The organism is Leifsonia sp. NPDC058230, from assembly GCF_042882245.1.
GTDB lineage: Bacteria > Actinomycetota > Actinomycetes > Actinomycetales > Microbacteriaceae > Leifsonia.
On sequence record NZ_JBHVWM010000004.1, the window covers coordinates 294,147 to 315,408 of the forward strand.

At 67.2% G+C, this 21,262-nt stretch carries 20 protein-coding genes; 7 read left to right on the forward strand and 13 right to left on the reverse strand.

Annotation, left to right across the window (positions count from 1 at the left end; translation table 11 throughout):
- Window positions 1-3: 3 nt before the first annotated feature.
- The 4 genes from proB to rplU all read right to left on the reverse strand — a co-directional run bounded on the left by proB (window position 4) and on the right by rplU (window position 3,048).
- Window positions 4-804, reverse strand: coding sequence for a glutamate 5-kinase (gene proB, locus ACFVV0_RS14455; protein WP_387064338.1), 801 nt, complete (start codon window positions 802-804; stop codon window positions 4-6).
- Entirely contained in the window at window positions 801-2,351 is a 1,551-nt protein-coding gene (gene obgE, locus ACFVV0_RS14460) for a GTPase ObgE (protein ID WP_387064340.1), read from the reverse strand. Before obgE ends, proB begins: the two co-directional genes overlap by 4 nt.
- 97 nt (window positions 2,352-2,448) lie before the next feature.
- Entirely contained in the window at window positions 2,449-2,706 is a 258-nt protein-coding gene (rpmA, locus tag ACFVV0_RS14465; RefSeq protein WP_387064343.1) for a 50S ribosomal protein L27, read from the reverse strand.
- A gap of 33 nt (window positions 2,707-2,739) precedes the next feature.
- On the reverse strand, window positions 2,740-3,048 hold the full coding sequence (gene rplU / locus ACFVV0_RS14470; protein WP_387064346.1) for a 50S ribosomal protein L21: 309 nt from the start codon (window positions 3,046-3,048) through the stop codon (window positions 2,740-2,742).
- Between the two features lie 294 nt (window positions 3,049-3,342).
- On the opposite strand from rplU, the gene ACFVV0_RS14475 reads away from it, so the two are divergent.
- Window positions 3,343-3,618 (forward strand): DUF4031 domain-containing protein, encoded by a 276-nt coding sequence (locus ACFVV0_RS14475; RefSeq protein WP_387064349.1) that lies wholly within the window; start codon window positions 3,343-3,345, stop codon window positions 3,616-3,618.
- Between the two features lie 34 nt (window positions 3,619-3,652).
- Here ACFVV0_RS14475 and ACFVV0_RS14480 read toward each other — a convergent pair whose 3' ends face one another.
- Window positions 3,653-6,268 carry an Rne/Rng family ribonuclease gene (locus tag ACFVV0_RS14480; protein WP_387064352.1) on the reverse strand — a complete coding sequence of 872 codons (2,616 nt, stop codon included), beginning with the start codon at window positions 6,266-6,268 and terminating at the stop codon, window positions 3,653-3,655.
- Between the two features lie 310 nt (window positions 6,269-6,578).
- Between ACFVV0_RS14480 and ACFVV0_RS14485 the strand changes: the two genes are divergently transcribed.
- The gene (locus tag ACFVV0_RS14485) at window positions 6,579-7,181 is read left to right on the forward strand and encodes a vitamin K epoxide reductase family protein (RefSeq protein ID WP_387064355.1); all 603 of its coding nucleotides are present in this window, start codon (window positions 6,579-6,581) and stop codon (window positions 7,179-7,181) included.
- A 60-nt stretch (window positions 7,182-7,241) separates the two neighbouring features.
- Here the strand turns inward: ACFVV0_RS14485 and ndk are convergent, their stop codons facing one another.
- The 5 genes from ndk to ACFVV0_RS14510 form a co-directional block, all read right to left on the reverse strand.
- On the reverse strand, window positions 7,242-7,661 hold the full coding sequence (gene ndk, locus ACFVV0_RS14490; RefSeq protein ID WP_387064357.1) for a nucleoside-diphosphate kinase: 420 nt from the start codon (window positions 7,659-7,661) through the stop codon (window positions 7,242-7,244).
- Window positions 7,658-8,095 (reverse strand): DUF4233 domain-containing protein, encoded by a 438-nt coding sequence (locus ACFVV0_RS14495; RefSeq protein WP_387064360.1) that lies wholly within the window; start codon window positions 8,093-8,095, stop codon window positions 7,658-7,660. The genes ndk and ACFVV0_RS14495 overlap by 4 nt, the downstream gene beginning before the upstream one ends.
- The gene (locus ACFVV0_RS14500) at window positions 8,092-9,453 is read right to left on the reverse strand and encodes a bifunctional folylpolyglutamate synthase/dihydrofolate synthase (RefSeq protein WP_387064363.1); all 1,362 of its coding nucleotides are present in this window, start codon (window positions 9,451-9,453) and stop codon (window positions 8,092-8,094) included. The genes ACFVV0_RS14495 and ACFVV0_RS14500 overlap by 4 nt, the downstream gene beginning before the upstream one ends.
- The gene (gene ileS, locus ACFVV0_RS14505) at window positions 9,446-12,847 is read right to left on the reverse strand and encodes an isoleucine--tRNA ligase (RefSeq protein WP_387064367.1); all 3,402 of its coding nucleotides are present in this window, start codon (window positions 12,845-12,847) and stop codon (window positions 9,446-9,448) included. The genes ACFVV0_RS14500 and ileS overlap by 8 nt, the downstream gene beginning before the upstream one ends.
- A 223-nt stretch (window positions 12,848-13,070) precedes the next feature.
- On the reverse strand, window positions 13,071-13,700 hold the full coding sequence (locus tag ACFVV0_RS14510) for a TetR/AcrR family transcriptional regulator (RefSeq protein WP_387064370.1): 630 nt from the start codon (window positions 13,698-13,700) through the stop codon (window positions 13,071-13,073).
- A 76-nt stretch (window positions 13,701-13,776) separates the two neighbouring features.
- On the opposite strand from ACFVV0_RS14510, the gene ACFVV0_RS14515 reads away from it, so the two are divergent.
- The 5 genes from ACFVV0_RS14515 to ACFVV0_RS14535 all read left to right on the forward strand — a co-directional run bounded on the left by ACFVV0_RS14515 (window position 13,777) and on the right by ACFVV0_RS14535 (window position 19,097).
- Complete coding sequence (locus ACFVV0_RS14515) at window positions 13,777-15,111, forward strand: MFS transporter (protein ID WP_387064373.1); 1,335 nt, start codon at window positions 13,777-13,779, stop codon at window positions 15,109-15,111.
- Window positions 15,112-15,204: 93 nt separating this feature from the next.
- Entirely contained in the window at window positions 15,205-17,814 is a 2,610-nt protein-coding gene (gene valS, locus ACFVV0_RS14520) for a valine--tRNA ligase (RefSeq protein WP_387064376.1), read from the forward strand.
- Window positions 17,811-18,257: a GNAT family N-acetyltransferase gene (locus tag ACFVV0_RS14525; protein WP_387064379.1), complete on the forward strand. Its 447-nt coding sequence runs from the start codon at window positions 17,811-17,813 to the stop codon at window positions 18,255-18,257. Before valS ends, ACFVV0_RS14525 begins: the two co-directional genes overlap by 4 nt.
- A gap of 112 nt (window positions 18,258-18,369) precedes the next feature.
- Entirely contained in the window at window positions 18,370-18,828 is a 459-nt protein-coding gene (locus ACFVV0_RS14530) for a GNAT family N-acetyltransferase (protein WP_387064382.1), read from the forward strand.
- Complete coding sequence (locus ACFVV0_RS14535; RefSeq protein ID WP_387064385.1) at window positions 18,828-19,097, forward strand: hypothetical protein; 270 nt, start codon at window positions 18,828-18,830, stop codon at window positions 19,095-19,097. The genes ACFVV0_RS14530 and ACFVV0_RS14535 overlap by 1 nt, the downstream gene beginning before the upstream one ends.
- 7 nt (window positions 19,098-19,104) lie before the next feature.
- Here the strand turns inward: ACFVV0_RS14535 and ACFVV0_RS14540 are convergent, their stop codons facing one another.
- Genes ACFVV0_RS14540 through ACFVV0_RS14550 form a run of 3 tightly spaced genes read right to left on the reverse strand, consistent with a single transcriptional unit; the run spans window position 19,105 to window position 21,232 of the window.
- Complete coding sequence (locus ACFVV0_RS14540) at window positions 19,105-19,296, reverse strand: hypothetical protein (protein WP_387064388.1); 192 nt, start codon at window positions 19,294-19,296, stop codon at window positions 19,105-19,107.
- On the reverse strand, window positions 19,293-20,573 hold the full coding sequence (locus ACFVV0_RS14545; protein ID WP_387064391.1) for an MFS transporter: 1,281 nt from the start codon (window positions 20,571-20,573) through the stop codon (window positions 19,293-19,295). Before ACFVV0_RS14545 ends, ACFVV0_RS14540 begins: the two co-directional genes overlap by 4 nt.
- A complete protein-coding gene (locus tag ACFVV0_RS14550; RefSeq protein WP_387064394.1) occupies window positions 20,570-21,232 on the reverse strand; it encodes an ArsR/SmtB family transcription factor in 663 nt (220 codons plus the stop codon). Before ACFVV0_RS14550 ends, ACFVV0_RS14545 begins: the two co-directional genes overlap by 4 nt.
- Window positions 21,233-21,262 lie beyond the last annotated feature (30 nt).

Sequence of the window (21,262 nt, forward strand, 5' to 3'; positions counted from 1 at the left end):
AGTTTAGGCGGTCTGCGCTTCCGCGCCCGCGGGAACGAACCACGTACCGACCGGCCCACCGCTGAGCGCCTCGCTGACGAGCGCCGTTGCCGTGAGGATGACCGCTGTGCCCTGCTCGGCCGCCTGTCGGGCGGCAGACACCTTGGTGAGTGCTCCGCCCGTCCCGAGCCCGGACAGGCCGGTCGAGCCGATCTCGACACCGTCCAGCGCGTCGTCGTAGGCGACGACATCGATGCGCTCGGCGCCGGATTCCTGCGGCGGCTTCGTGTAGAGCGCGTCCACGTCCGAGAGCAGCACGAGGAGGTCGGCATCGACGAGCAGTGCGACGAGCGCTGCGAGACGGTCGTTGTCGCCGAACCGGATCTCGTGGGTCGCCACCGTGTCGTTCTCGTTGACGATCGGCAGGATGCGCAGATCGAGCAGTCGCTCCATCGCCCGCTTCGCATTGGTGCGGTGCGTCGCATTCTCCATGTCGCCCGCGGTGAGCAGAACCTGCCCCGCAACGATGTCGTACCGGTCGAGACTGTCCTGATACCGGTAGATCAGCACGTTCTGGCCCACGGCCGCAGCGGCCTGCTGGGTTGCCAGGTCGGTCGGACGGCCATCGAGCTGCAGGTACGGGATGCCCGTCGCGATCGCACCCGACGACACCAGGATGACCTGCGTGCCACGCCCGTGCGCCTCGGCGAGGGCGTCGACCAGCGGACCGATCTGCCCGGCATTGTCCCCGCTGATGGAGGACGAACCCACTTTGACGACGACGCGTCTCGCGGAGGGCACCTGGCTACGGTCGTCGATGGTCATTCCGAGTCGGTCTCCTTGGTCTCGCCGTTCGCGTCGTCGTCGCCGAGGTCGTCGACCCACAGACCGGCCTCGCGTTCACGAAGCAGTTCTGCGCGGGCTTCGGCCTTCGCGTCCATCCTGTCGAAGTAGTCCTCGCGGCGCTGGTTGCGTGTGGCGCGGGCGTTGTCGTCGAACCGCGCATCCGTGCCGCGCGGAGACGTGATGAGTTCCGCGGTCGATGTCAGCGTCGGCTCCCAGTCGAACACCACGCCGTTGTCACGGCCGATGACGACGGTGGAGCCCGAGACCGCTCCGGCCTTGAAGAGCTGGTCTTCGATGCCGATCTTCGCGAGCCTGTCGGCGAGGAAGCCGACCGCCTCGTCGTTCGCGAAGTCGGTCTGCGCAACCCACCGCTCGGGCTTGGCGCCCAGAATGCGGTAGACGGGCCCATCGGAGCCGCCCTCGACCTTGATCACGAACGACGAGTCGTCCACCGCCTTCGGCCTGATCACGATGCGGGGACGGATCGCCTCGGCCGCGACCTGCTCGGCGCGAGCGGTCTCGACCAATTCGGCGAGGGCGAACGACAACTGACGGAGCCCTTCGTGGCTCACCGTCGAGATCTCGAACACCTGGTAGCCGCGGGCCTCGAGGTCGGAGCGCACGAAGTCGGCCAGCTCGCGCGCCTCTGGAACGTCGATCTTGTTCAGGGCGACCAATTGCGGGCGCTCGAGCAGCGGCGTCTGCCCGTCCGGCACCGGATACGCGGCGAGCTCTCCCAGGATCACGTCGAGGTCGCTCAGCGGGTCGCGTCCGGGGTCGAGGGTTGCACAATCGAGCACGTGCAGCAGAGCACTGCAGCGCTCGACGTGACGGAGGAATTCGAGGCCGAGGCCCTTGCCCTCGCTCGCGCCCTCGATCAGCCCAGGAACGTCGGCGACGGTGTAGCGCACGTCGCCGGCCTGCACGACACCGAGATTCGGGTGCAGTGTCGTGAACGGGTAGTCGGCGATCTTCGGTTTGGCTGCGCTCATCGCGGCGATGAGGCTCGACTTGCCGGCCGAGGGGAAGCCGACGAGCGCGATGTCTGCGACGGTCTTGAGCTCGAGGAGGACATCGCCCTCCCAGCCCGGGGTGCCGAGCAGCGCGAATCCGGGGGCCTTGCGCTTCTGGTTGGCGAGCGCAGCATTGCCGAGACCGCCGATGCCACCGGGCGCGACGACGAAACGCAGCCCCGGTTCGGACATGTCGATCAGCTCGGTGCCGTCGGAGTCTTTGACGACCGTGCCGACCGGAACAGGGAGTTCGAGCTCCGGCCCGTTGTAGCCGCTGCGGTGGTCGCCCATGCCGAAGCCGCCGTTGTCGGACGAGCGGTGCGGAGCGCGGTGGTACCCGAGCAGCGTCGTCACCTGGGGGTCGGAGACGAGGACGATGTCCCCGCCGTTGCCGCCGTTGCCGCCGTCGGGGCCCGCCAATGGCTTGAACTTCTCACGGCGAACGGAGACGCAGCCGTTCCCGCCGTGACCGGCGCGCAGATGCAACGTCACGTTGTCCACGAACGTTGCCATGATGCTCCAATGTGTCTGATGGTCTCGATAGACCGAAAACGCGGATGGGCGGGCCGAAGCCCGCCCATCCGGAAGAGTGCTCGTGAGACGAGAGGTCTTAGACCTCGGCCGCCACGATGTTGACGACCTTGCGGCCGCCCTTGTTGCCGAACTCGACCGAACCGGCGGCGAGGGCGAACAGGGTGTCGTCGCCGCCACGACCGACGTTGACGCCGGGGTGGAAGTGCGTGCCGCGCTGACGGACGATGATCTCGCCCGCGCCGACGACCTGACCGCCGAAGCGCTTCACGCCGAGGCGCTGAGCGTTCGAGTCACGACCGTTGCGAGTGGAGCTCGCTCCCTTTTTGTGTGCCATCTGCTTCTTCTCCTAAGCCTGTGCTCGTACGCGTTACTTGATGCCGGTGACCTTGACGCGCGTGAGCTCCTGACGGTGGCCCTGGCGCTTCTTGTATCCGGTCTTGTTCTTGAACTTCTGGATGACGATCTTCGGGCCACGGAGGTCGTTCAGAACCTCTGCGGTGACCTTCACCTTGGCGAGCGACGTCGCGTCGGAGGTGATCTTGTCACCGTCAACAAGCAGCACAGCAGCCAGCTCGACGTTGCCATCCTTGTCGGCCTTGATGCGGTCCATCGTCACGATGGTGCCGACCTCGACCTTTTCCTGGCGGCCACCGGCGCGCACAACTGCGTAAACCACTTTACGTACCTTTTCTCTGGGGAACAGCTCCCCTGGCTCACTTGCGAGCCGCGGACCTGGTCCTACTGTCTTTGTCTTCAGGAAGTTACTGGCGAGCCATGACTCCGCACTGCAGTGTTTTCAACACAGTGCGGATGCGGCTCTCAGAAAACCATGGCGCTCATGCGGACGGCGTCCGACACACACCAACGGTCAACTTTACCCGATGCCCTACACCCGGTCAAACTCACTCACGGGTGATTCGGATGGGCTCGGGTCCGCGCCGACGACGGCGTGGGTTCCTACAATCATTCTATGACGGTCCTGATCGATCCCCCGGCATGGCCCGCCCACGGCATGTTGTGGGCGCATCTCGTCAGCGACACGTCGCTGGACGAACTCCACGCCTTCGCTGAAGCGAACGGGATCGCACCGCGCGCCTTCGACTTGGACCACTACGACGTGCCGGACAGGCGCTACGACGAACTCGTCGCCGCCGGCGCGACCGAGGTCACCGGAAGGGAGCTCGTGCTCCGTCTCCGAGCCAGCGGCCTGCGCATCAAGGCGCGGGACCGGGTGCGCAAGCACTGATCCCGCGCCTCGACGGCGACGCTCTGCGGAAGCCCTACTCCTCGTGCTCCGTGCGGGTGATCTCCGGAGCGACCGAACCGCCGGCGATCGCAGCCGTGCTGACGCGGCGGCTCCGGCTACGACCCTGACCGGGCTGCTTCGGCTGAGGCAACGCCTCCAGGACCGAATCGAGCAGCTGCTCGGCGTCTTTCGCCTTGGGGCGGCGGTTCGCAGGAGCGGTGACGACGGGGATGTCGAGCAAGGTGACCGGGAGATCCACCGACGAGGCGGCCGGTTCGGCGTCTGCGACGACGGGTGACGTCGACTCGGCGACGGAAGCATCGGCGGACTCGCTGGACTGCGCGGACTTCTTCGCGCTGCTCTTCCTGCGCGACTTCTTGGGCGCATCGTCGACGGCCAGCGGGGCCGCTTCGGGGGCGACGTGCTTGCCGTGGATGGCCTCGTCCGCGGAGACTGCGGCGGTCTCGACCGTGCTCTCCGACTCGCTCTGGTCGTTCTCGTGAGCGTGAGCAGCGAGCGTGCTGGCCGCGATCTGGGCCAGGGCGCTCTTGGCGTCATCGGTGATCGCGTGGGTCGCACCGGCAGCGTGGCCGTTGCCGTTGCCGTTCGTCGATCCGTTGCCGTTCGACGAGGCCGGTCCGGCCGATCCGCCGGACTGCTGGCCACCGCGACCGCGACGACGCTCGTTCTGCGGCTGCTGCTGCGGCTGGCGGTGCTTGACGACGGGATCGTGGTGCACGATCACACCGCGGCCGGCGCAGACCTCGCACGCCTCGCTGAAGGTCTCCAGCAATCCGAGGCCGAGCTTCTTGCGCGTCATCTGCACGAGCCCGAGCGAGGTGACCTCGGCGACCTGGTGCTTGGTGCGGTCGCGGCTGAGGCACTCGATCAGGCGGCGGAGCACGAGATCGCGATTCGACTCGAGCACCATGTCGATGAAGTCCACGACGATGATGCCGCCGATGTCGCGCAACCGCAGCTGGCGCACGATCTCCTCGGCCGCCTCCAGGTTGTTCTTGGTGACGGTCTCCTCGAGGTTTCCGCCCGAACCGACGAACTTGCCGGTGTTGACGTCGACCACCGTCATCGCCTCGGTGCGGTCGATGACGAGCGAGCCGCCCGACGGGAGCCACACCTTGCGGTCGAGCGCCTTCTCGATCTGCTCGGTGATGCGGAACTCGTCGAACGCATCCCGATCGCCCTGGTAGGTCTCGACACGGTCGAGGAGGTCGGGAGCGACCTGGCGCAGGTACATCTCGATGGTGGCCTGCGCATCCGAGCCCGCGATGATGAGCTTCTGGAAGTCCTCGTTGAACACGTCGCGCACGATCTTGATCAGCAGGTCGGGCTCGCTGTGCAGCAGGGCCGGAGCCTGGACGCTCTCGACCTGCTTGGAGATGTCGGCCCACTGGGCGGTGAGACGCGTGACGTCGAGCGTCAGCTGCTCCTCGGTCGCGCCCTCCGCCGCCGTGCGCACGATCACGCCGGTGTTCTCCGGAAGCACCTCTTTGAGGATCTTCTTGAGCCGCGCACGCTCGGTGTCGGGAAGCTTGCGGCTGATCCCGTTCATCGAACCGTTCGGGACATAGACGAGGTAGCGGCCCGGGAGCGAGACCTGGCTCGTGAGGCGGGCGCCCTTGTGGCCGACGGGGTCTTTGGTGACCTGCACGAGAACGCGGTCCCCGGGCTTCAGAGCGAGTTCGATGCGGCGGGGCTGGTTGCCGGTCTCGGCGGCGTCCCAGTCGACTTCGCCCGAGTAGAGCACGGCGTTGCGGCCACGGCCGATGTCGACGAAGGCCGCCTCCATGCTGGGAAGCACGTTCTGCACGCGTCCGAGGTAGACGTTGCCGATGAGCGACGCCTCCTGCGACTTCGCGACGTAGTGCTCCACGAGCACCTTGTCTTCGAGCACGCCGATCTGGATGCGCCCGTTCTTCTCGCGGACGATCATCTGCCGATCGACCGACTCGCGGCGCGCGAGGAACTCGGCCTCGGTGATGACCGGACGCCGGCGACCGGCGTCACGACCGTCGCGGCGGCGCTGCTTCTTGGCCTCGAGCCGGGTCGATCCCTTCACGCGCTGCGGCTCGGTGATGAGCTCGGGCTCGCGCGGTGCACGCACCTTGACCACGGTGTTGGCCGGGTCGTTCGAGCCGGTGCGGTTCTCGTCACCGGCGCGACGCCGGGAGCGGCGCCGGACCGAGCCGGCCTCCTCGTCGCCCTCGTCCCGATCGTCGCGCGGCAGCGGCGGAAGGGGCTTGATGTCGGGGGCCTGGAACAGGAGCGTCGTCGGCGGCAGACCGGGGATGGGCTGCGCCGTCTGCGCGGCGCTCTCCTCTGTCTCCGGCTGCTCGGCCGCGTCGGCCTGGGCGGACTGCTCTGCTTCTGGAATGGTCGTCTGCACGATCTGGGACTCCTCGGTCTGCGGCGCGCCGGTCAGCGGCGGGACCGCGACGGGCTGGTCGATCACGGCCGGATGCTCATCCGCGGCGGGCGCGGCAGGCGTCGACACAGCGGCGGCGGGTGGAGCGACAGCGGCCCTCTTCGCGCTCTTGCGCGACCCGAAGAGGCGTGACCGCCTCTTCGTGACCCCTTCTGCGCCTTCCGTTCCGTTGCCCTGGTTCTTGTCGGTATTTTCGTTTTCCACCATCGCTGGTGCACTCCTCGACCGGCGCGGTTCCCCGCACTCCGGGTACTCTCCGTAAGCGGATTCGCCGCTTTCGCGCCGTATCCGCAATTCTCCATATGTGCGACCGGCTCGTGGCTCTGGTCGCACCTTCTCGATGTCGTTTCGGCCGGTCACCTGGACCGGCCCGTGCTGGGCGTTGCACGCCCTCAAGCCTTCTTTGGCGTCATCGCGGCGCTCGGCCGTGATGACTTCGTAATGATTATCGCATGCCCTGGCCGAGTTGGAGGCCGTTCCCAGGTCGACACGCGCCCCGTTCTGTCATAATCCGTCTGTGTCACCGACTACGAGCAGACGTCCGATCGCCCTCGCAATCTTTCTGATCGTCGCAGGAGCCGTCGGCTTCTGGGCGGCCTTCCAACTCACTCTGGACAAGCTCGCCGTACTGGCCGATCCCAACGCTCAACTCAGCTGCAACTTCAGCCTGCTGGTGGGCTGTTCCAAGAACCTCAACTCCGCGCAGGGCGCCATCTTCGGCTTCCCGAACCCGCTGCTCGGCATCGCCGGCTGGACCGCCGTGATCGCGGTCGGAGTCAGCATTCTCGCGGGCGCGCGCTTCGCCAAGTGGTACTGGATGCTCTTCAACCTGGGTGTCATCGGCGCACTCGTTCTCGTGATCTACCTCATCACGCAGTCGATCACGGTGCTCAACGTGCTGTGCCCGTGGTGCATGGTCACCTGGCTCGTGACGATCCCGACCTTCTGGGCGGTCACGTTCTACAACCTCCGAGAAGGCAATATTCCGGTTCCGGCATCCGTTCGCCGCTTCTTCGGCAAGCTCTACGGCTGGGTGCCGCTCATCACGATCGTCAGCTACGCGATCGTCGCCGTGCTCGCGCAGATCCAACTCGACTGGATCCACAACGTCTTCATCTGATCCCTCCCGGTACGGAGAAGGGCCCCGGAACGTTGTCCTGGGGCCCTTCATCGTTTGTGGCTAGAACCAGAGAGCGAGCTCACGAGCGGCCGACTCGGGCGAGTCGGAGCCGTGCACGAGATTCTGCTGCACCTTGAGGCCCCAGTCGCGGGCGAGGTCGCCGCGGATCGTGCCCGGGGCCGCGGTGGTCGGGTCCGTCGTGCCCGCCAGCGAGCGGAAGCCCTCGATCACCCGGTTGCCTGCGACACGGATCGCGACGATGGGTCCGCTCTCCATGAATTCGACGAGCGGCTCGTAGAAGGGCTTGCCCACGTGCTCCTCGTAGTGCGCGGCGAGCAGGTCGCGGTCGGCCTGCAGCATCCTGAGGTCGACGAGCGAATACCCCTTGGCCTCGATCCGGCGGAGGATCTCGCCGGTGAGGTTGCGGGCGACTCCGTCGGGCTTGACGAGGACGAGGGTTTCTTCGACGGCGGTTGTCATGGATTCTCCGTTCCGGTTTCGGCCGCGCGCGCGGCCTGATTGTTTCGGTCGAGTCGGGCGCCCATGATCATGCAGTAAGCCCACATGGCCGTGAAGATCGCCCCGACGATGAAGAAGGCGGGCACCAGAAAGCCGGCGGCCACCACGATGAGCTGGCAGAGCCAACCGAGCCAGACTCCGACCGGGGAGCGCAGAAGTCCGACGGCGACGATCATCAGAACGATGAGCGCCGCTCCCCCGCCCAGTGCGACGGCGGCCGGCAGAGCGTGCAACCCGAAGAGCACGAGCGCCCCGAGGAACACCACGACGAGTTCGAAGCCGAGCACGATCGACCCGAGCATCTCCGTGACCGAGCGGGCCCGGCGAGGCTTCGCGGGCTTGGCCGGCCCTGTCGGCTCTCCCGGCTCTTTCGGCTCGGTGGTCTCGTCGCTCATTCCGGGCTCTTCCAGTCCTGCTCCTCGGCGATGGCCATCGCCTCGCCGACGAGCGTGATCGATCCCGTCACGACGACGGCGCGGCTGGAGCCCTCGCGGGCCCACTCGCGTGCCGCTTCGAGCGCATCCCGGGCATCGGCGAACACGAAAGTGCTCTCACTGCCGGTGGTGGCGAGCACAAGGTCGCCGAGCGCCTCCTCGTCCATCGCACGGTCCGAGCGCGAACGGGTCACGTGGAAGCGCGCGGCGATCGGGGCGAGCGCCTCGAGGATGCCGGCTGCATCTTTGTCGACGAGGGTCCCGAACACGAAGACGATCTCCTCGAATCCGAAGTAGCTGCGCAGGGCGGCGGCGAGCGTCTGAGCGCCGGCCGGATTGTGGGCGGCGTCGACGAGCACGCTCGGCTCGATGCCGATGAGCTGAAGTCGGCCCGGCGACGTCGCCGTGGCGAACCCCTCCTCGAGGAGTTCGCCGTTGAGCGGCTGAGTTCCCCGACCCAGGAAGGTCTCGACCGCAGCCACCGCGACGGCCGCGTTCTGCGCCTGGTGGTCGCCGTAGAGCGGCAGGAACAGTTCGTCGTACGTCGCCGCACGTCCCCGGATGGTCACCAGCTGACCTCCGACGGCGACGGAGGTCTTCGCCACGTCGAAGGCCTCCGGCTGGGCGGCGAACGTGGACTCGGTCAGTTCCGCAGCCTTGACGAGTTCGGCGAGGGCATCAGCCGGCTGCACGGAGGTGACGACGTCCGCGGCCGGCTTGATGATGCCCGATTTCGTTCGCGCGATCGCGGCGACCGTGTCTCCGAGCGCCTTGGTGTGGTCGAGGGAGATCGGGGTGAAGACCGCGACCTGACCGTCGGCGACATTCGTCGAGTCCCACTCGCCGCCCATTCCGACCTCGATCACGGCGACGTCGACGGGAGCGTCGGCGAAACTCGCGAACGCGAGCGCGGTCAACGCCTCGAAGAACGTGAGCGGGGCTTCCCCTGCTTCCACGAGCTCACCGTCGACGATCGCCAAGTACGGCTCGACGTCCTCCCAGTTGCGCACGAGGTTCTCATCGCTGATGGGCTCGCCGTCGATGACGATGCGCTCGTTGAAGCGCACGAGGTGCGGGCTCGTCAGCAGCCCGGTGCGCAGGCCGTACGCCCGCAGGATGCTCTCGGCGATGCGGCTCGTGCTCGTCTTGCCGTTGGTGCCCGTGATGTGGATGATCGGGTAGGCCCGCTGGGGATCGCCCAACAGCTCGACGGCGCGCCGTGTGGCGCCGAGCCGCGGCTGCGGTGCGCCCTCGCCGACTCGCGAGACGAGGGTCTGGTAGACCGCTTCCGCCGCTTCCCTGAAGTCTTCGTCAGACATCGATACTCCCGTTCAGGCGGGTGACCGCCGCGATGAAGCGGCCGGTGTTCGAGAAGTGCCCGGCCGGGTAGTCCTGATAGAAGGCGGCGTCGTGCTCGACGACGGATGCGAGCCACTCCGAGACGAGCGGACCGCCCGCGCGATCGAACGTCGCCGAGCGTGCGGGCGAGTAGACCGTGGTCACCGGCGCGAGGGTTTCGGCGGCGATGTCGACCTCGTTCACGAGATCGATCGCTTCCGCATCCCGGTCGTCGAAGAACACCAGGTCGAGGCGGATGCGGTCGCTCACGTCGAGTCCGGCCGCCTTGCGGGTGTCCTGCACCGAGCGGATGACGTCGCGCGCCAGGCCCTCCGCCTCCAGCTCCGGTGTGGTCTCGGTGTCGAGCAGCACGAACCCGCCACCCGGCAGCAGTGCGAGCGCCAGCGTCGACTCGCCGTCGGCCCGGGCGGTCTCCAGCACCAGGTCGTACTCGCCCTCGGCCAGCTCGACGCCACCGGCCGTCACGACGCCGTCGATCTCGGTCCAGTCACCGGCGCGCGCAGCCTGGATGACCTTCTGCACATCCTTGCCGAGCCGCGGTCCCGCAGCGCGGGCGTTGACGGTGAGCTTGCTCGTGATGCCGTACTCGCCCGCACTCGAATCCTGCACCTCGACCAGCTCGACCGTCTTCACGTTGAGCTCGTCTCGCAGGATGCCCTCGAACGGCGCGAGCGCCGCTGCGTTGTGCGCGACCACGGTCAGCCCGGCCAGCGGGAGTCGCACCCGGAGTCCGGCCTGCTTGCGCAGCGACAGCACGGTCGAACCGGTCGAGCGGATGCGGTCCATTGCGTCGATCAGCGGCAGATCCGCGGGGAAGTCGGCGGCATCCGGCCAGTCGGTCAGGTGCACGCTGCGCCCGCCCGTGAGGCCCTGCCAGATCCGTTCGGCGACCAGCGGCAGCAGCGGCGCCGCTACGCGGGTCACCGTCTCGAGCACCGTGTAGAGGGTGTCGAATGCCTCCTTGTTGGAGCCGTCGTCTCCGACGCCCTCCCAGAACCGGTCGCGGGACCGGCGCACGTACCAGTTGGTGAGCACATCCGCGAAGTCGCGGAGCTTGGCTGCGGCGAGGGTACTGTCGAGCGCCTCCAGGTCGGCAGTGACATCCTCGATCAGATCGCGCGTCTTCGCCAGCAGATAGCGGTCGAGCACATCCGTCGAGTCGGTGCGCCACTCGGCCTCGTAGCCGGACGCATTGGCGTACAGCGAGAAGAAGTACCACGTGCTCCACAACGGCAGGAGCACCTGGCGCACGCCTTCGCGGATGCCCTCCTCCGTGACGATCAGGTTGCCGCCGCGCAGCACCGGACTCGACATCAGGAACCAGCGCATCGCATCCGAGCCGTCGCGGTCGAAGACCTCGTTGACATCCGGATAGTTGCGCAGCGACTTCGACATCTTCTGCCCGTCGCTGCCGAGCACGATGCCATGACTGATCACGTTCTTGAACGCGGGACGGTCGAACAGAGCCGTCGACAGCACGTGCAGCATGTAGAACCAGCCGCGCGTCTGGCCGATGTACTCGACGATGAAGTCCGACGGGTTGTGCGTGTCGAACCAGTCCCGGTTCTCGAACGGGTAGTGCACCTGAGCGAACGGCATCGAGCCCGAGTCGAACCAGACGTCGAGCACATCCGGGATGCGCCGCATGGTCGAGCGTCCCGTCGGGTCGTCGGGGTTCGGGCGGGTGAGATCGTCGATGTACGGGCGGTGCAGATCCGGTGCCCCCTCCGCGTTCAGCGGCAGACGGCCGAAGTCCGCTTCGAGGTCGGCGAGCGAGCCGTAGACGTCGATGCGCGGGTACTCGGGGTCGTCGCTCTTCCACACCGGGATCGGCGAACCGAAGTAGCGGTTGCGCGAGATCGACCAGTCGCGGGCGTTGCTCAGCCATTTGCCGAACTGGCCGTCTTTGACGTTCTCGGGAACCCAGGTGATCTCCTGGTTGAGCTCGACCATGCGATCGCGGAAGTCCGTGACCCGAACGAACCAGCTGGAGACGGCCTTGTAGATGAGCGGGTTGCGGCAGCGCCAGCAGTGCGGATACGAGTGCTCGTAGCTCGCCTGGCGCAGCAGTCGGCCGCCCTCACGGAGAAGCTTGGTGAGCGGCTTGTTGGCTTCGAAGACCTGCAGCCCGGCTACGTCTTCGACCACTGGGAGGAATCGCGCGCCGTCGTCGACGGAGATGATCACCGGGATGCCGGCTGCCTCGGCGACACGCTGGTCGTCCTCGCCGTACGCGGGGGCCGTGTGCACGATACCGGTGCCGTCTTCGGTCGTGACGTAGTCGTCGACGAGGATGCGCCACGCGCTCTGCGTGCCGTAGGTCTCGGCGTCGGCGTAGTAATCCCACAGGCGGTCGTAGGTCACATCCTCGAGCTCCGACCCCCGGATGCGACGGCTGACGGCGGCCAGGGCGTCGGCCGCGGACTCGTATCCGAGGTCTTTGGCGTAGTTGCCGACCAACTCGACCGCGAGGAGGTACTCGGCGCCCAGGTCGGCGTGCTCCGGGCTCCCGTGGCCGTCGGCTCCGCCGTTCGGACCGGCCGGAACCACGGCGTACTCGATGTCGGGGCCGACCACGAGCGCGAGGTTGGTGGGAAGGGTCCACGGGGTCGTCGTCCACGCCAGCGCGCGCACGGCGGTGAGCCCCAGCGCCTCCGCCTTCGCGCCCGTGAGTGGGAAGGTGACCGTGACGGTCTGGTCCTGACGCATCTTGTAGACGTCGTCGTCCATCCGCAGCTCGTGGTTCGACAGGGGGGTCTGATCGCGCCAGCAGTACGGCAGCACGCGATAACCCTCGTACGCGAGGCCCTTCTCGTGCAACTGCTTGAACGCCCAGATCACCGACTCCATGTAGGTGACGTCGAGGGTCTTGTAGTCGTTGTCGAAGTCGACCCACCGGGCCTGGCGTGTGACGTACTCGCGCCACTCGCGCGTGTAGTGCAGCACCGCATCCCGCGCAGCCGTGTTGAAGGCCGCGATGCCCATCTCTTCGATCTGGCTCTTGTCGGTGATGCCGAGCTGCCGCTCGGCCTCGAGCTCGGCGGGCAGCCCGTGGGTGTCCCAGCCGAAGCGGCGCTCCACCTTCTTGCCGCGCATGGTCTGGAACCGCGGGAACACGTCTTTGGCGTAGCCGGTGAGGAGGTGCCCGTAGTGCGGAAGGCCGTTCGCGAAGGGCGGCCCGTCGTAGAACACCCACTCGGGTGCGTCGGCGCGGTTCTCGATGGAGGCTCGGAACGTGCCGTCTTCCTTCCAGAAGTCGAGCACCTCGGTCTCGATCTCGGGAAAACTCGGGCTCGGGCTCACGCCCGACCGGTCGTCCGCTGACTGCGCATCCGGTGACTGGGGGTACGGCATCTCACTCCTGGCAGGTCGATCATCTGCACGAGGACGCCAGGCGCTCGACGCGCTTGCCGCGGTACCACCCCGCTTGCCGCATCCACTCTCTCGTGGGATGCGACCGCTGTTTCATTGGCTGTGACGGGCCAGCCCCGTTCGGTTCTAGTGGGCCGGTGCGAGCGCCGGCCGTTCTTCCGAAGACTCGCCGGTGATGGCCGGGTCGATGTCTGTGCTCTCGATTCTACCTGGTCGCGGGACGTTCATCGAGAGCCTCCTGATAGCCCGCGCAAACCGGTGCGATCGCAGCCTCGACGACCGGCCGCAGGGGGCCCCGGCGCACGCCCGAACGCGCCCAGACAGCGGCCGCGGCGACGGCGGCACCGATCACCGACGTCGCGATGCTGCGCGGGAGCAGCGAGCCCGCATCCTGCGCGATCCGTCGCGCGACGTCGTCGCTCAGGAGCCGGACCAGGGTGAGAAACCGCGGAAGGGCCGACGATTCGAGTTCGCCGTTCGTGCCCATCAGCTCGTACTGGGTGACCGCGAGCGGCAACCGGGCGGGGCCGAACTGGTCGGCGAGGGCGAGCACGGCGTTCTGCACTGCCTCCATCGGCGGGCATGCATCCGGAATCGCTGTCAGGAGGTCGGCGAACCCGACGAGACTCTCGTCGACCTCGACCCAGAGCAGATCGCTCTTGGCGCCGAAGTAGTTGAAGAAAGTCGCGCGGCTGACGCCGGCACGCTGGGCGATCTCTTCGATCGTGGTGCCCGCATAGGTCTGCTCGAGGAAGAGTTCGGCGGCGGCCTCGCCCAGTGTTTCCCGCGAAGACAGCCGAGGTCGACCCGACCCGGAATGCGGCGGTCGTGTCATGCGTTCTCCCTCGTGCCTATTATTGGACTCGATCTAATTATCGATCCATTCCGAGCACCGAATGACAAGGACCGTCGTGAGTTCCACAGACACCATCGCGTACAGCCCCACCGACCGCCCCGGCATCACGCCGGGAACGGCCCGGCGGGTGACCATTGCCTCGTTCGTAGGCACGTCGCTCGAATCGTACGACTTCTATCTCTTCGCCTATTTCAGCGCCTTCTTCGTCGGTCCGCTCTTCTTCGAGCCGCTCGGCACCTTCGGCGGAGTGCTCGCCGGCTTCCTCACCATCGCGGCCGGATTCGTCATCCGCCCGATCGGCGCGATCGTCTTCGGTCACCTCGGCGACCGGATCGGGCGTCGGCCGACGCTGCTCATCACGATCCTGATGATGGGGATCGGGACCGGCCTGGTCGGTGTGCTCCCCACGTACGCCCAGGCCGGCTGGTTCGGCGCGATCATGCTCGTTCTGCTCCGGCTGATCCAGGGACTGTCGCTCGGCGGCGAATGGGGCGGCGCGATCCTGCTCGCCACCGAGTACGCCAACCCGAAGCGCCGCGGGTTCTACGCGGCGCTCCCCCAGCTCGGATCGCCGGTCGGCAGCATCCTGAGCGCCGTCGTCTTCATCGTGATCTCCTTCGCGATTCCGGCGGATCAGATCGCCGCGTGGGGCTGGCGCATCCCGTTCCTGACCGCCATCCCGCTGCTGCTCGTCTCGCTCTACCTCCGCTGGTCGATCGACGAGACCCCGGTCTTCAAGCAGCTGCTCGCGACCGGGAAGCGCGACCGGTTCCCGGTGCTCGAGGTCTTCCGCAAGGCGCCGACCGGCTTCTTCATCGCAATCGGTGCGGCCGTCCTCGGCATCGGCTCGTACTCGCTCATGAACACCTACATGGTCGATTACGGAACAGCGCAGCTCGGCTTCAGCTTCACTGATCTGCTGGTCGCCACCACTATCGGCGGGCTGCTCCAGCTCATCACGATCCCGCTGTTCGGCGTCTGGGCGACGAAGATCGGCTCTGCCAGGGTCGTCGCAATCGGCGCAATCGGCACGCTCGTCATCGCGTTCCCGATGTACTTCCTGCTGCAGTTCGCGACCTTCCCGATCCTGGTCGGCAGCATGATCATCGGCGGCATCCTGCCCACCCTGTCGTGGGCGGGCCTCGGCGGATTGATGAGCGACCTGTTCCCGAGCGACGTGCGATACAGCGGCCTGTCGGTCGCCTACAGCATCGCCGCCCTGCTCACCGCCTTCGTGCCCGCGGTCACCCTCATTCTCGGTCAGGCGACCGGCAACGTCTGGTGGCACCCGGGAATCGTCCTCGCACTGATGAGCATCATCACGCTGGTCTCCGCTCTGGCCGCTGCCAGGCGCAAGCCGATCATCGACGAGGTCGAGACGGCCGCATAGTCCGGCGGGGGCTGGGCTCCGGTAGCCTGGATGCATCACACATTCAGGCACCTCTTCACCGACACGGTGCCGCACATACCGATTCGGAGAACCATGAGCGCCGCCCAGCCCCTGCCCGACAAGCCCGCCCTTGAAGGCCTGGAGACCAAGTGGGGCGACCACTGGCAGGCCGAGGGGACGTTCCTGTTCGACCGCGCCGGCGCGCTCGCGGCCGACCGCGAGTGCATCTACTCGATCGACACACCCCCGCCGACGGCGAGCGGGTCACTGCACATCGGTCACGTGTTCAGCTACACGCACACCGACGTGATCGCCCGCTATCACCGGATGCGCGGCCAGCACGTCTTCTACCCGATGGGCTGGGACGACAACGGCCTCCCCACCGAACGCCGCGTTCAGAACTACTACGGCGTGCGCTGCGACCCGACCCTCCCGTACGAAGCCGGCTTCGTGCCGCCGTTCGAGGGCGGGGACAACAAGAGCTCCAAGGCCGCCGACCAGAAGCCGATCTCACGCCGCAACTTCATCGAGCTGTGCGAGCGCCTCACCGTCGAAGACGAGAAGCAGTTCGAGGAACTCTGGCGCACGCTCGGCCTCTCGGTCGACTGGAGCCAGACCTACCGCACGATCGGCCACGAGTCGCTGCACACCTCGCAGCTCGCGTTCCTCAACAACATCAAGCGCGGCGAGGCCTACCAGGCCATGGCGCCGACCCTGTGGGACGTCACCTTCCGCACCGCTGTCGCCCAGGCCGAGCTCGAGGACCGCGAACAGCCGAGCGCGTACCACCGTGTGACCTTCCACGGCGAGCACGGTCCGATCTACATCGAGACGACCCGCCCGGAGCTGCTCCCGGCCTGTGTGGCGCTCGTCGCGCATCCGGATGACGAGCGCTACAAGCCGTACTTCGGCAAGACCGTGACGACTCCGCTGTTCGGCGTCGAGGTCCCTGTGCTCGCGCACCCCCTCGCGCAGCCCGACAAGGGGACGGGCATCGCCATGGTCTGCACCTTCGGCGACATCACCGACATCGTGTGGTGGCGCGAACTCGACCTGCCGAACCGCGCCATCATCGGTTTCGACGGACGACTCGTCAGTGACGCACCGCTCGCAATCGAGTCGGAGGCCGGCAGGGCCGCATACGCCGAGCTCGCGGGAAAGACCGTGTTCTCCGCCAAGCAGGCCGTCGTCGAGCAGCTGCGCGAGTCCGGCGACCTCATCGGCGACCCGAAGCCCATCCAGCACCCCGTCAAGTTCTTCGAGAAGGGCGACAAGCCGCTCGAGATCGTCTCCACCCGGCAGTGGTACGTCAAGAACGGCGCCCGCGACGAGGCGCTGCGCGACCGGCTCATCGAGCTCGGCCGGCAGCTCGACTGGCACCCCGATTTCATGCGCGTGCGCTACGAGAACTGGGTCAACGGGCTCACCGGCGACTGGCTGATCTCCCGCCAGCGGTTCTTCGGGGTTCCCATCCCCATCTGGTACCCGCTCGACGCCGACGGCAACCCGCGCTTCGACGAACCGATCCTGCCCGGCGTCGACCAGCTTCCGGTCGATCCGTCGTCGGATGCAGCACCCGGCTTCGACGAGTCGGCCCGCAACCAGCCGAACGGCTTCGTGGGCGAGCTCGACGTGATGGACACCTGGATGACCTCCTCCCTCACCCCACAGCTCGCCGGCGGCTGGAAGCGCGACGACGAGCTGTTCGACGCCGTCTTCCCCTTCGACCTGCGCCCCCAGGGCCAGGACATCATCCGCACCTGGCTCTTCTCGACCATGCTCCGGTCGCAGCTCGAGCACGGCGAGGCACCGTGGGCGCATGCGGCGCTCTCCGGCTTCATCGTCGACCCCGACCGCAAGAAGATGTCCAAGTCCAAGGGCAATGTGGTCACTCCTGCCGACATCCTGGAGAAGCACGGGTCGGATGCGGTGCGCTACTGGGCGGCGTCGTCCCGCCTCGGCACCGACGCGGCGTTCGATCCGCAGAATCCGACGCAGATCAAGATCGGCCGCCGTCTGGCCATCAAGATCCTGAACGCGGCCAAGTTCATCCTCGGCTTCGATGCGCCGGAGACCGACGATCTCGCTCTCGTGACCGACGCGCTCGACCAGAGCATGCTGCAGAACCTCGCCCACGTCGTCGAAGAGGCGACATCCGCCCTGGAGGGCTACGACCACGCCAGGGCACTCGAACTGACGGAGACCTTCTTCTGGACGTTCTGCGACGACTACCTCGAACTCGTGAAGGAGCGTGCGTACAGCGAACGCTCGCCCGAGCAGACCTCCGCGGTCGTCGCACTCCGCGTCGCTCTCTCGACCCTGCTGCGCCTCTTCGCGCCGGTGGTGCCGTTCGCGACCGAGGATTCCTGGTCGTGGTTCAACGAGGGTTCTGTGCACGTCGCCACGTGGCCGGAGGCCGAGAAGCTCACGGCCGGGTGGGAGGACCGCACCCGGGTCCTCGGGGTCGTCGGCAAGGCACTCACCAGCATCCGCGGCGCCAAGACGGCGGCCAAGGCGTCGCAGAAAGCGCTTGTCGACTACGCGGTCATCGCCGGTCCGGCGGATGCCGTCGAGGCCATCGAGCTCGCTGCCCGCGACCTCAAGTCCGTCGGCAGAATCGAAGACCTGCGGTTCGAATCCGCGGAAGAGCTCACTGTCACCGATATTCTGCTTGCCCAGGCCCCCATAGAGGAGGAACGATGAGCGGAACGGTCAGACGGGTTGAGGACAATGAGTTCTTCACCTGGCTCGATCTCTACACGGGCTACGGTGACTTCTACGACACGCCGCTGACCGACGAGAAGGCACTCCTCGTCTGGAGCTGGATCACAGACAGGAACCACGAGCTCGAGGCCTACTTCGTCCTCAACGACGAGGGCGAGCCGATCGGGCTGGCCCACGTGCGCGAGTTCGCCCGGCCGCTCGACGGCAGCCGCGGTCTCTACCTCGACGACCTGTTCGTGGTTCCGGATGCGCGCGGCGAGGGCGCGGGCACGGCCATGCTCGAGGCTCTTCGAGAACGCGCTCGCGAGCAGGGCTACTCGGTCGTCCGCTGGATAACGGCCAAGGACAACGAGACCGCGCGCCGCGTCTACGACCAGGTCGCCGAGAAGACCAAGTGGGTCACCTACGACCTCGTGCCATGACGAGCTGACTCCGTCACGATCCCTCGGGCAGCATCGACCCTCGGGGAAGCGCGCGGTATGGTCGTGACAGCAGCAACCCTCAGCCTGGGCGGGAATGGCGAACGGAGGCACCATGTCGATTGAGGTTCGACCGGTCGAGGATGGCGATTTCTTCGCCTGGCTCGATCTCTACGAGAAGTACGCGGAGTTCTACGACACCACACTCACCGACCAGAAGGCCCTGGTCTTGTGGTCATGGCTGACAGCGCCGAGCCACGAAGAGGACGGCCTCGTCGCGGTCGACGGTGATCGCATCGTCGGGCTGGCGCACATGCGTGAGTTCGCTCGACCCCTCGAAGGCGATCGGGGACTCTTCATCGACGACCTCTACGTGATCGAGGACGCGCGCGGCAAAGGTGTCGGGCACGCTCTCATCGATGCAGCACGACTGCGCGCGGTGGATCAGGGTCTGGGCGTGGTGCAGTGGATCACGGCCCATGACAACGACCTGGCCAAGAGCGTCTACGACTCCGTCGCCGAGCGCACGTCCTGGGTGACGTACGAGATCGATCTGCCGAGGGCGGAGGCCTGATGCAGCTCGGAACACGCTGGGCCGTCGGGGCCGAGTCGCCCGCCACCCTTCCGGAGGTCGTCGGCTACGCGGTGCAGACCGTCGAGGAGGAGCTGGTGGCCACGGATGTGGACACCACCACCTGGCGGTGGACGCTCACCTGGCTGGAGGGCAAGCCGGTCGTCGAGCTCGACGACGGCACAACCATCCGGTACAACGCGTCCGAAGACTCCGCGACCATCACGCAGCCGGTCGCCCAGGAGCCGGACGAGTTCGACCTCGACACCTGAGCCGCGGCTACCGCGGAAGCTGCGGCAGCAGCCGAGACGCCTCGTCGCGCGAGCGATCGAACCGTGCGGCCTGGGACGAGTAACTCGGCGCCGGCCGGAGCGCCGCATGGCGGGTTCCCCAGGCTGTGAGCGCGCGTCCGATGCCGACGGCGGCCCTGTCGACGAATCCGCCACGGGTGTCGAAGCTGAGTGCAGTCATGATCCGGTTCCTTCCGGGAGTGTTTCGGGGGCGGGCTCCTGCGAGCCGGCCGAGAGCAGGAGACGAACGGCGACGAGGGTGAGAACCACTACGACGCCGCCGCCGATGACGAAGGGCAGTCTGAGGTCGATGCGGGCGACGAACCCGCCGAGCACGGTTGCGATGGGCGTGAGCCCCCAGCCGATGGTCCGCACGATCCCCATCGCACGGCCCAGCATGTCCGAGGGTACGATGGCCTGCCGGAGCGCACCCCAGGGCACGTTCCACACAGCGACGCCGAACGCTCCGACCGCGTAAGCAGCGATCGCGAACACGACGTTGCCGGTGATACCCACGCCGAGGAGGCCGATACCGCCGACCAGCATCGAGCAGAACATGATCGGGCCGCGCCCGAACCGTTCGACGAGCCTGCTCGAGATCAGGGCGCCGACGAGGGCACCGAGTCCGACGCCGGCCGTGACCACACCGATGAGGGCGGTCGGCACCGAGAAGGTCTGCAACAGCAGGAGCACCACGCTGCCCTGGGCGAATGCAAGGGCCGAGGCCGTGATCGAGGTCAGGATGATCATGGAGCGCAGAAAGCGGTGGTGCACGAGGAAGGCGACCACGTGGCCGAGCGTCGGCCGCGGAGCCTCGTGCCCGGCCGCATCCGGAGACGCCCCGGCCTTGAGCCCTCGCGCCGCGGCGGCCGGGATCGTCAAAGCCAGCAGGCCGGCGATCAGGAAGCCGCTGCCGGTCAACCACACCGGCAGCACGATCGCCGCCGCGAAGAGGAAGCCGGCGACCGGGGTCGCGATGAAGTTCTGAACGACGATCTCTGCCGACTGCATGCGGCCGTTCGCGCGATCGAGCTGATCGCGCTTCACGAGGCTGGGCACGACCGTGGTCGTGGCGTTGTCGAAGACGGTCTCACCGAGACCGAAGAGCAGAACGCACAAGTAGAGCCACCAGATCGTGAGCGATCCCGAGGTGATCAGCAGGGCGAGCAGTGCGGCCACGGCGAACCGGAGGCTGTTGGCCACGGCCATCGCGATGCGCCGGTCGACGCGGTCGAGCAGCATCCCGGCCGGGATGCCGAAGAGCAGCCAGGGCAGGAAAGTCACCGCGGTGAGCCCGGCGATCAGAGCCGGGTCGCGGGTGAGCGTCGTTGCGATCAGCGGAACGGCCGTGCGACCGATCCCGTCGGCGAGATTGCTGGTGAGCGCAGCGACCCACAGCCTGTTGAATCCCCCGCTGAGCGGCGTGCGACGGATGCGCGGGGCCGCGGTCGTCGTCATCGCCCGTCGCCGTTCACGAGCGGGAAGGCGTTGAACTGGATCTGAACACGGAGGCGGTCGGCATCCTGAGCGTCTTCGAGCTCGACCTGGGTGCCGGCGTCATCCGAGGCGAAGGTGCCCTCAGCCTTCCACTTGGCTTTCAGCGCGTCCTGCATCGCGTAGTACTCACGGCCGAATTCGGCGAGCTGTTCCATCGTGAGCTGCAGGTGAGAGGTCGACAGGGTGGCCGCCTGGCTCCACTCGGGGCCGTACACATCGAGTCCATAGCGGAGGTACGCAACGAGGCGGCGCTCGTTGTTCTGCTGCCACTCCCGCGAGATCAGCTCGGTCGCTTCGCGGCCGGCCGGCGTCTCCAGCGTCTCAGGCGAACCGATGGTGATCCCGCCGGGAGCCATCTTCCACCAGCGCTCGCGACCGGAACCTTTGCCCTCGACTTCGACGATGATCTCGTGCTTGGCGAGCTGTCGCAGGTGGTAGCTGGTCGATCCGCTCGACTCCCCCAGCCGCTCGGCGAGGCCACTCGCGGTGAGCGGGCCGAAGTCGGAGAGCTCGTTCATGATCTGCACCCGCAGTGGGTGCGCCAGAGCGCGCAGCGCCTCCATGCCGAGCGCGTCGTCGAAGGAGTGCGAGCGGGCCGGGGGCTTCTCATCGGTTGCCATACGGCGATTCTACGTGTGCAAAGAGATCTT

What these genes read in the sequence shown, in the direction of transcription:
- proB (WP_387064338.1), bottom strand. Translation starts at nt 804, where the DNA reads ATGACCATCGACGACCGTAGCCAGGTGCCCTCCGCGAGACGCGTCGTC.
- obgE (WP_387064340.1), bottom strand. Translation starts at nt 2,351, where the DNA reads ATGGCAACGTTCGTGGACAACGTGACGTTGCATCTGCGCGCCGGTCAC.
- rpmA (WP_387064343.1), bottom strand. Translation starts at nt 2,706, where the DNA reads ATGGCACACAAAAAGGGAGCGAGCTCCACTCGCAACGGTCGTGACTCG.
- ACFVV0_RS14475 (WP_387064349.1), top strand. Translation starts at nt 3,343, where the DNA reads ATGACGGTCCTGATCGATCCCCCGGCATGGCCCGCCCACGGCATGTTG.
- ACFVV0_RS14480 (WP_387064352.1), bottom strand. Translation starts at nt 6,268, where the DNA reads ATGGTGGAAAACGAAAATACCGACAAGAACCAGGGCAACGGAACGGAA.
- ndk (WP_387064357.1), bottom strand. Translation starts at nt 7,661, where the DNA reads ATGACAACCGCCGTCGAAGAAACCCTCGTCCTCGTCAAGCCCGACGGA.
- ACFVV0_RS14495 (WP_387064360.1), bottom strand. Translation starts at nt 8,095, where the DNA reads ATGAGCGACGAGACCACCGAGCCGAAAGAGCCGGGAGAGCCGACAGGG.
- ACFVV0_RS14500 (WP_387064363.1), bottom strand. Translation starts at nt 9,453, where the DNA reads ATGTCTGACGAAGACTTCAGGGAAGCGGCGGAAGCGGTCTACCAGACC.
- ileS (WP_387064367.1), bottom strand. Translation starts at nt 12,847, where the DNA reads ATGCCGTACCCCCAGTCACCGGATGCGCAGTCAGCGGACGACCGGTCG.
- ACFVV0_RS14510 (WP_387064370.1), bottom strand. Translation starts at nt 13,700, where the DNA reads ATGACACGACCGCCGCATTCCGGGTCGGGTCGACCTCGGCTGTCTTCG.
- valS (WP_387064376.1), top strand. Translation starts at nt 15,205, where the DNA reads ATGAGCGCCGCCCAGCCCCTGCCCGACAAGCCCGCCCTTGAAGGCCTG.
- ACFVV0_RS14525 (WP_387064379.1), top strand. Translation starts at nt 17,811, where the DNA reads ATGAGCGGAACGGTCAGACGGGTTGAGGACAATGAGTTCTTCACCTGG.
- ACFVV0_RS14530 (WP_387064382.1), top strand. Translation starts at nt 18,370, where the DNA reads ATGTCGATTGAGGTTCGACCGGTCGAGGATGGCGATTTCTTCGCCTGG.
- ACFVV0_RS14535 (WP_387064385.1), top strand. Translation starts at nt 18,828, where the DNA reads ATGCAGCTCGGAACACGCTGGGCCGTCGGGGCCGAGTCGCCCGCCACC.
- ACFVV0_RS14540 (WP_387064388.1), bottom strand. Translation starts at nt 19,296, where the DNA reads ATGACTGCACTCAGCTTCGACACCCGTGGCGGATTCGTCGACAGGGCC.
- ACFVV0_RS14545 (WP_387064391.1), bottom strand. Translation starts at nt 20,573, where the DNA reads ATGACGACGACCGCGGCCCCGCGCATCCGTCGCACGCCGCTCAGCGGG.
- ACFVV0_RS14550 (WP_387064394.1), bottom strand. Translation starts at nt 21,232, where the DNA reads ATGGCAACCGATGAGAAGCCCCCGGCCCGCTCGCACTCCTTCGACGAC.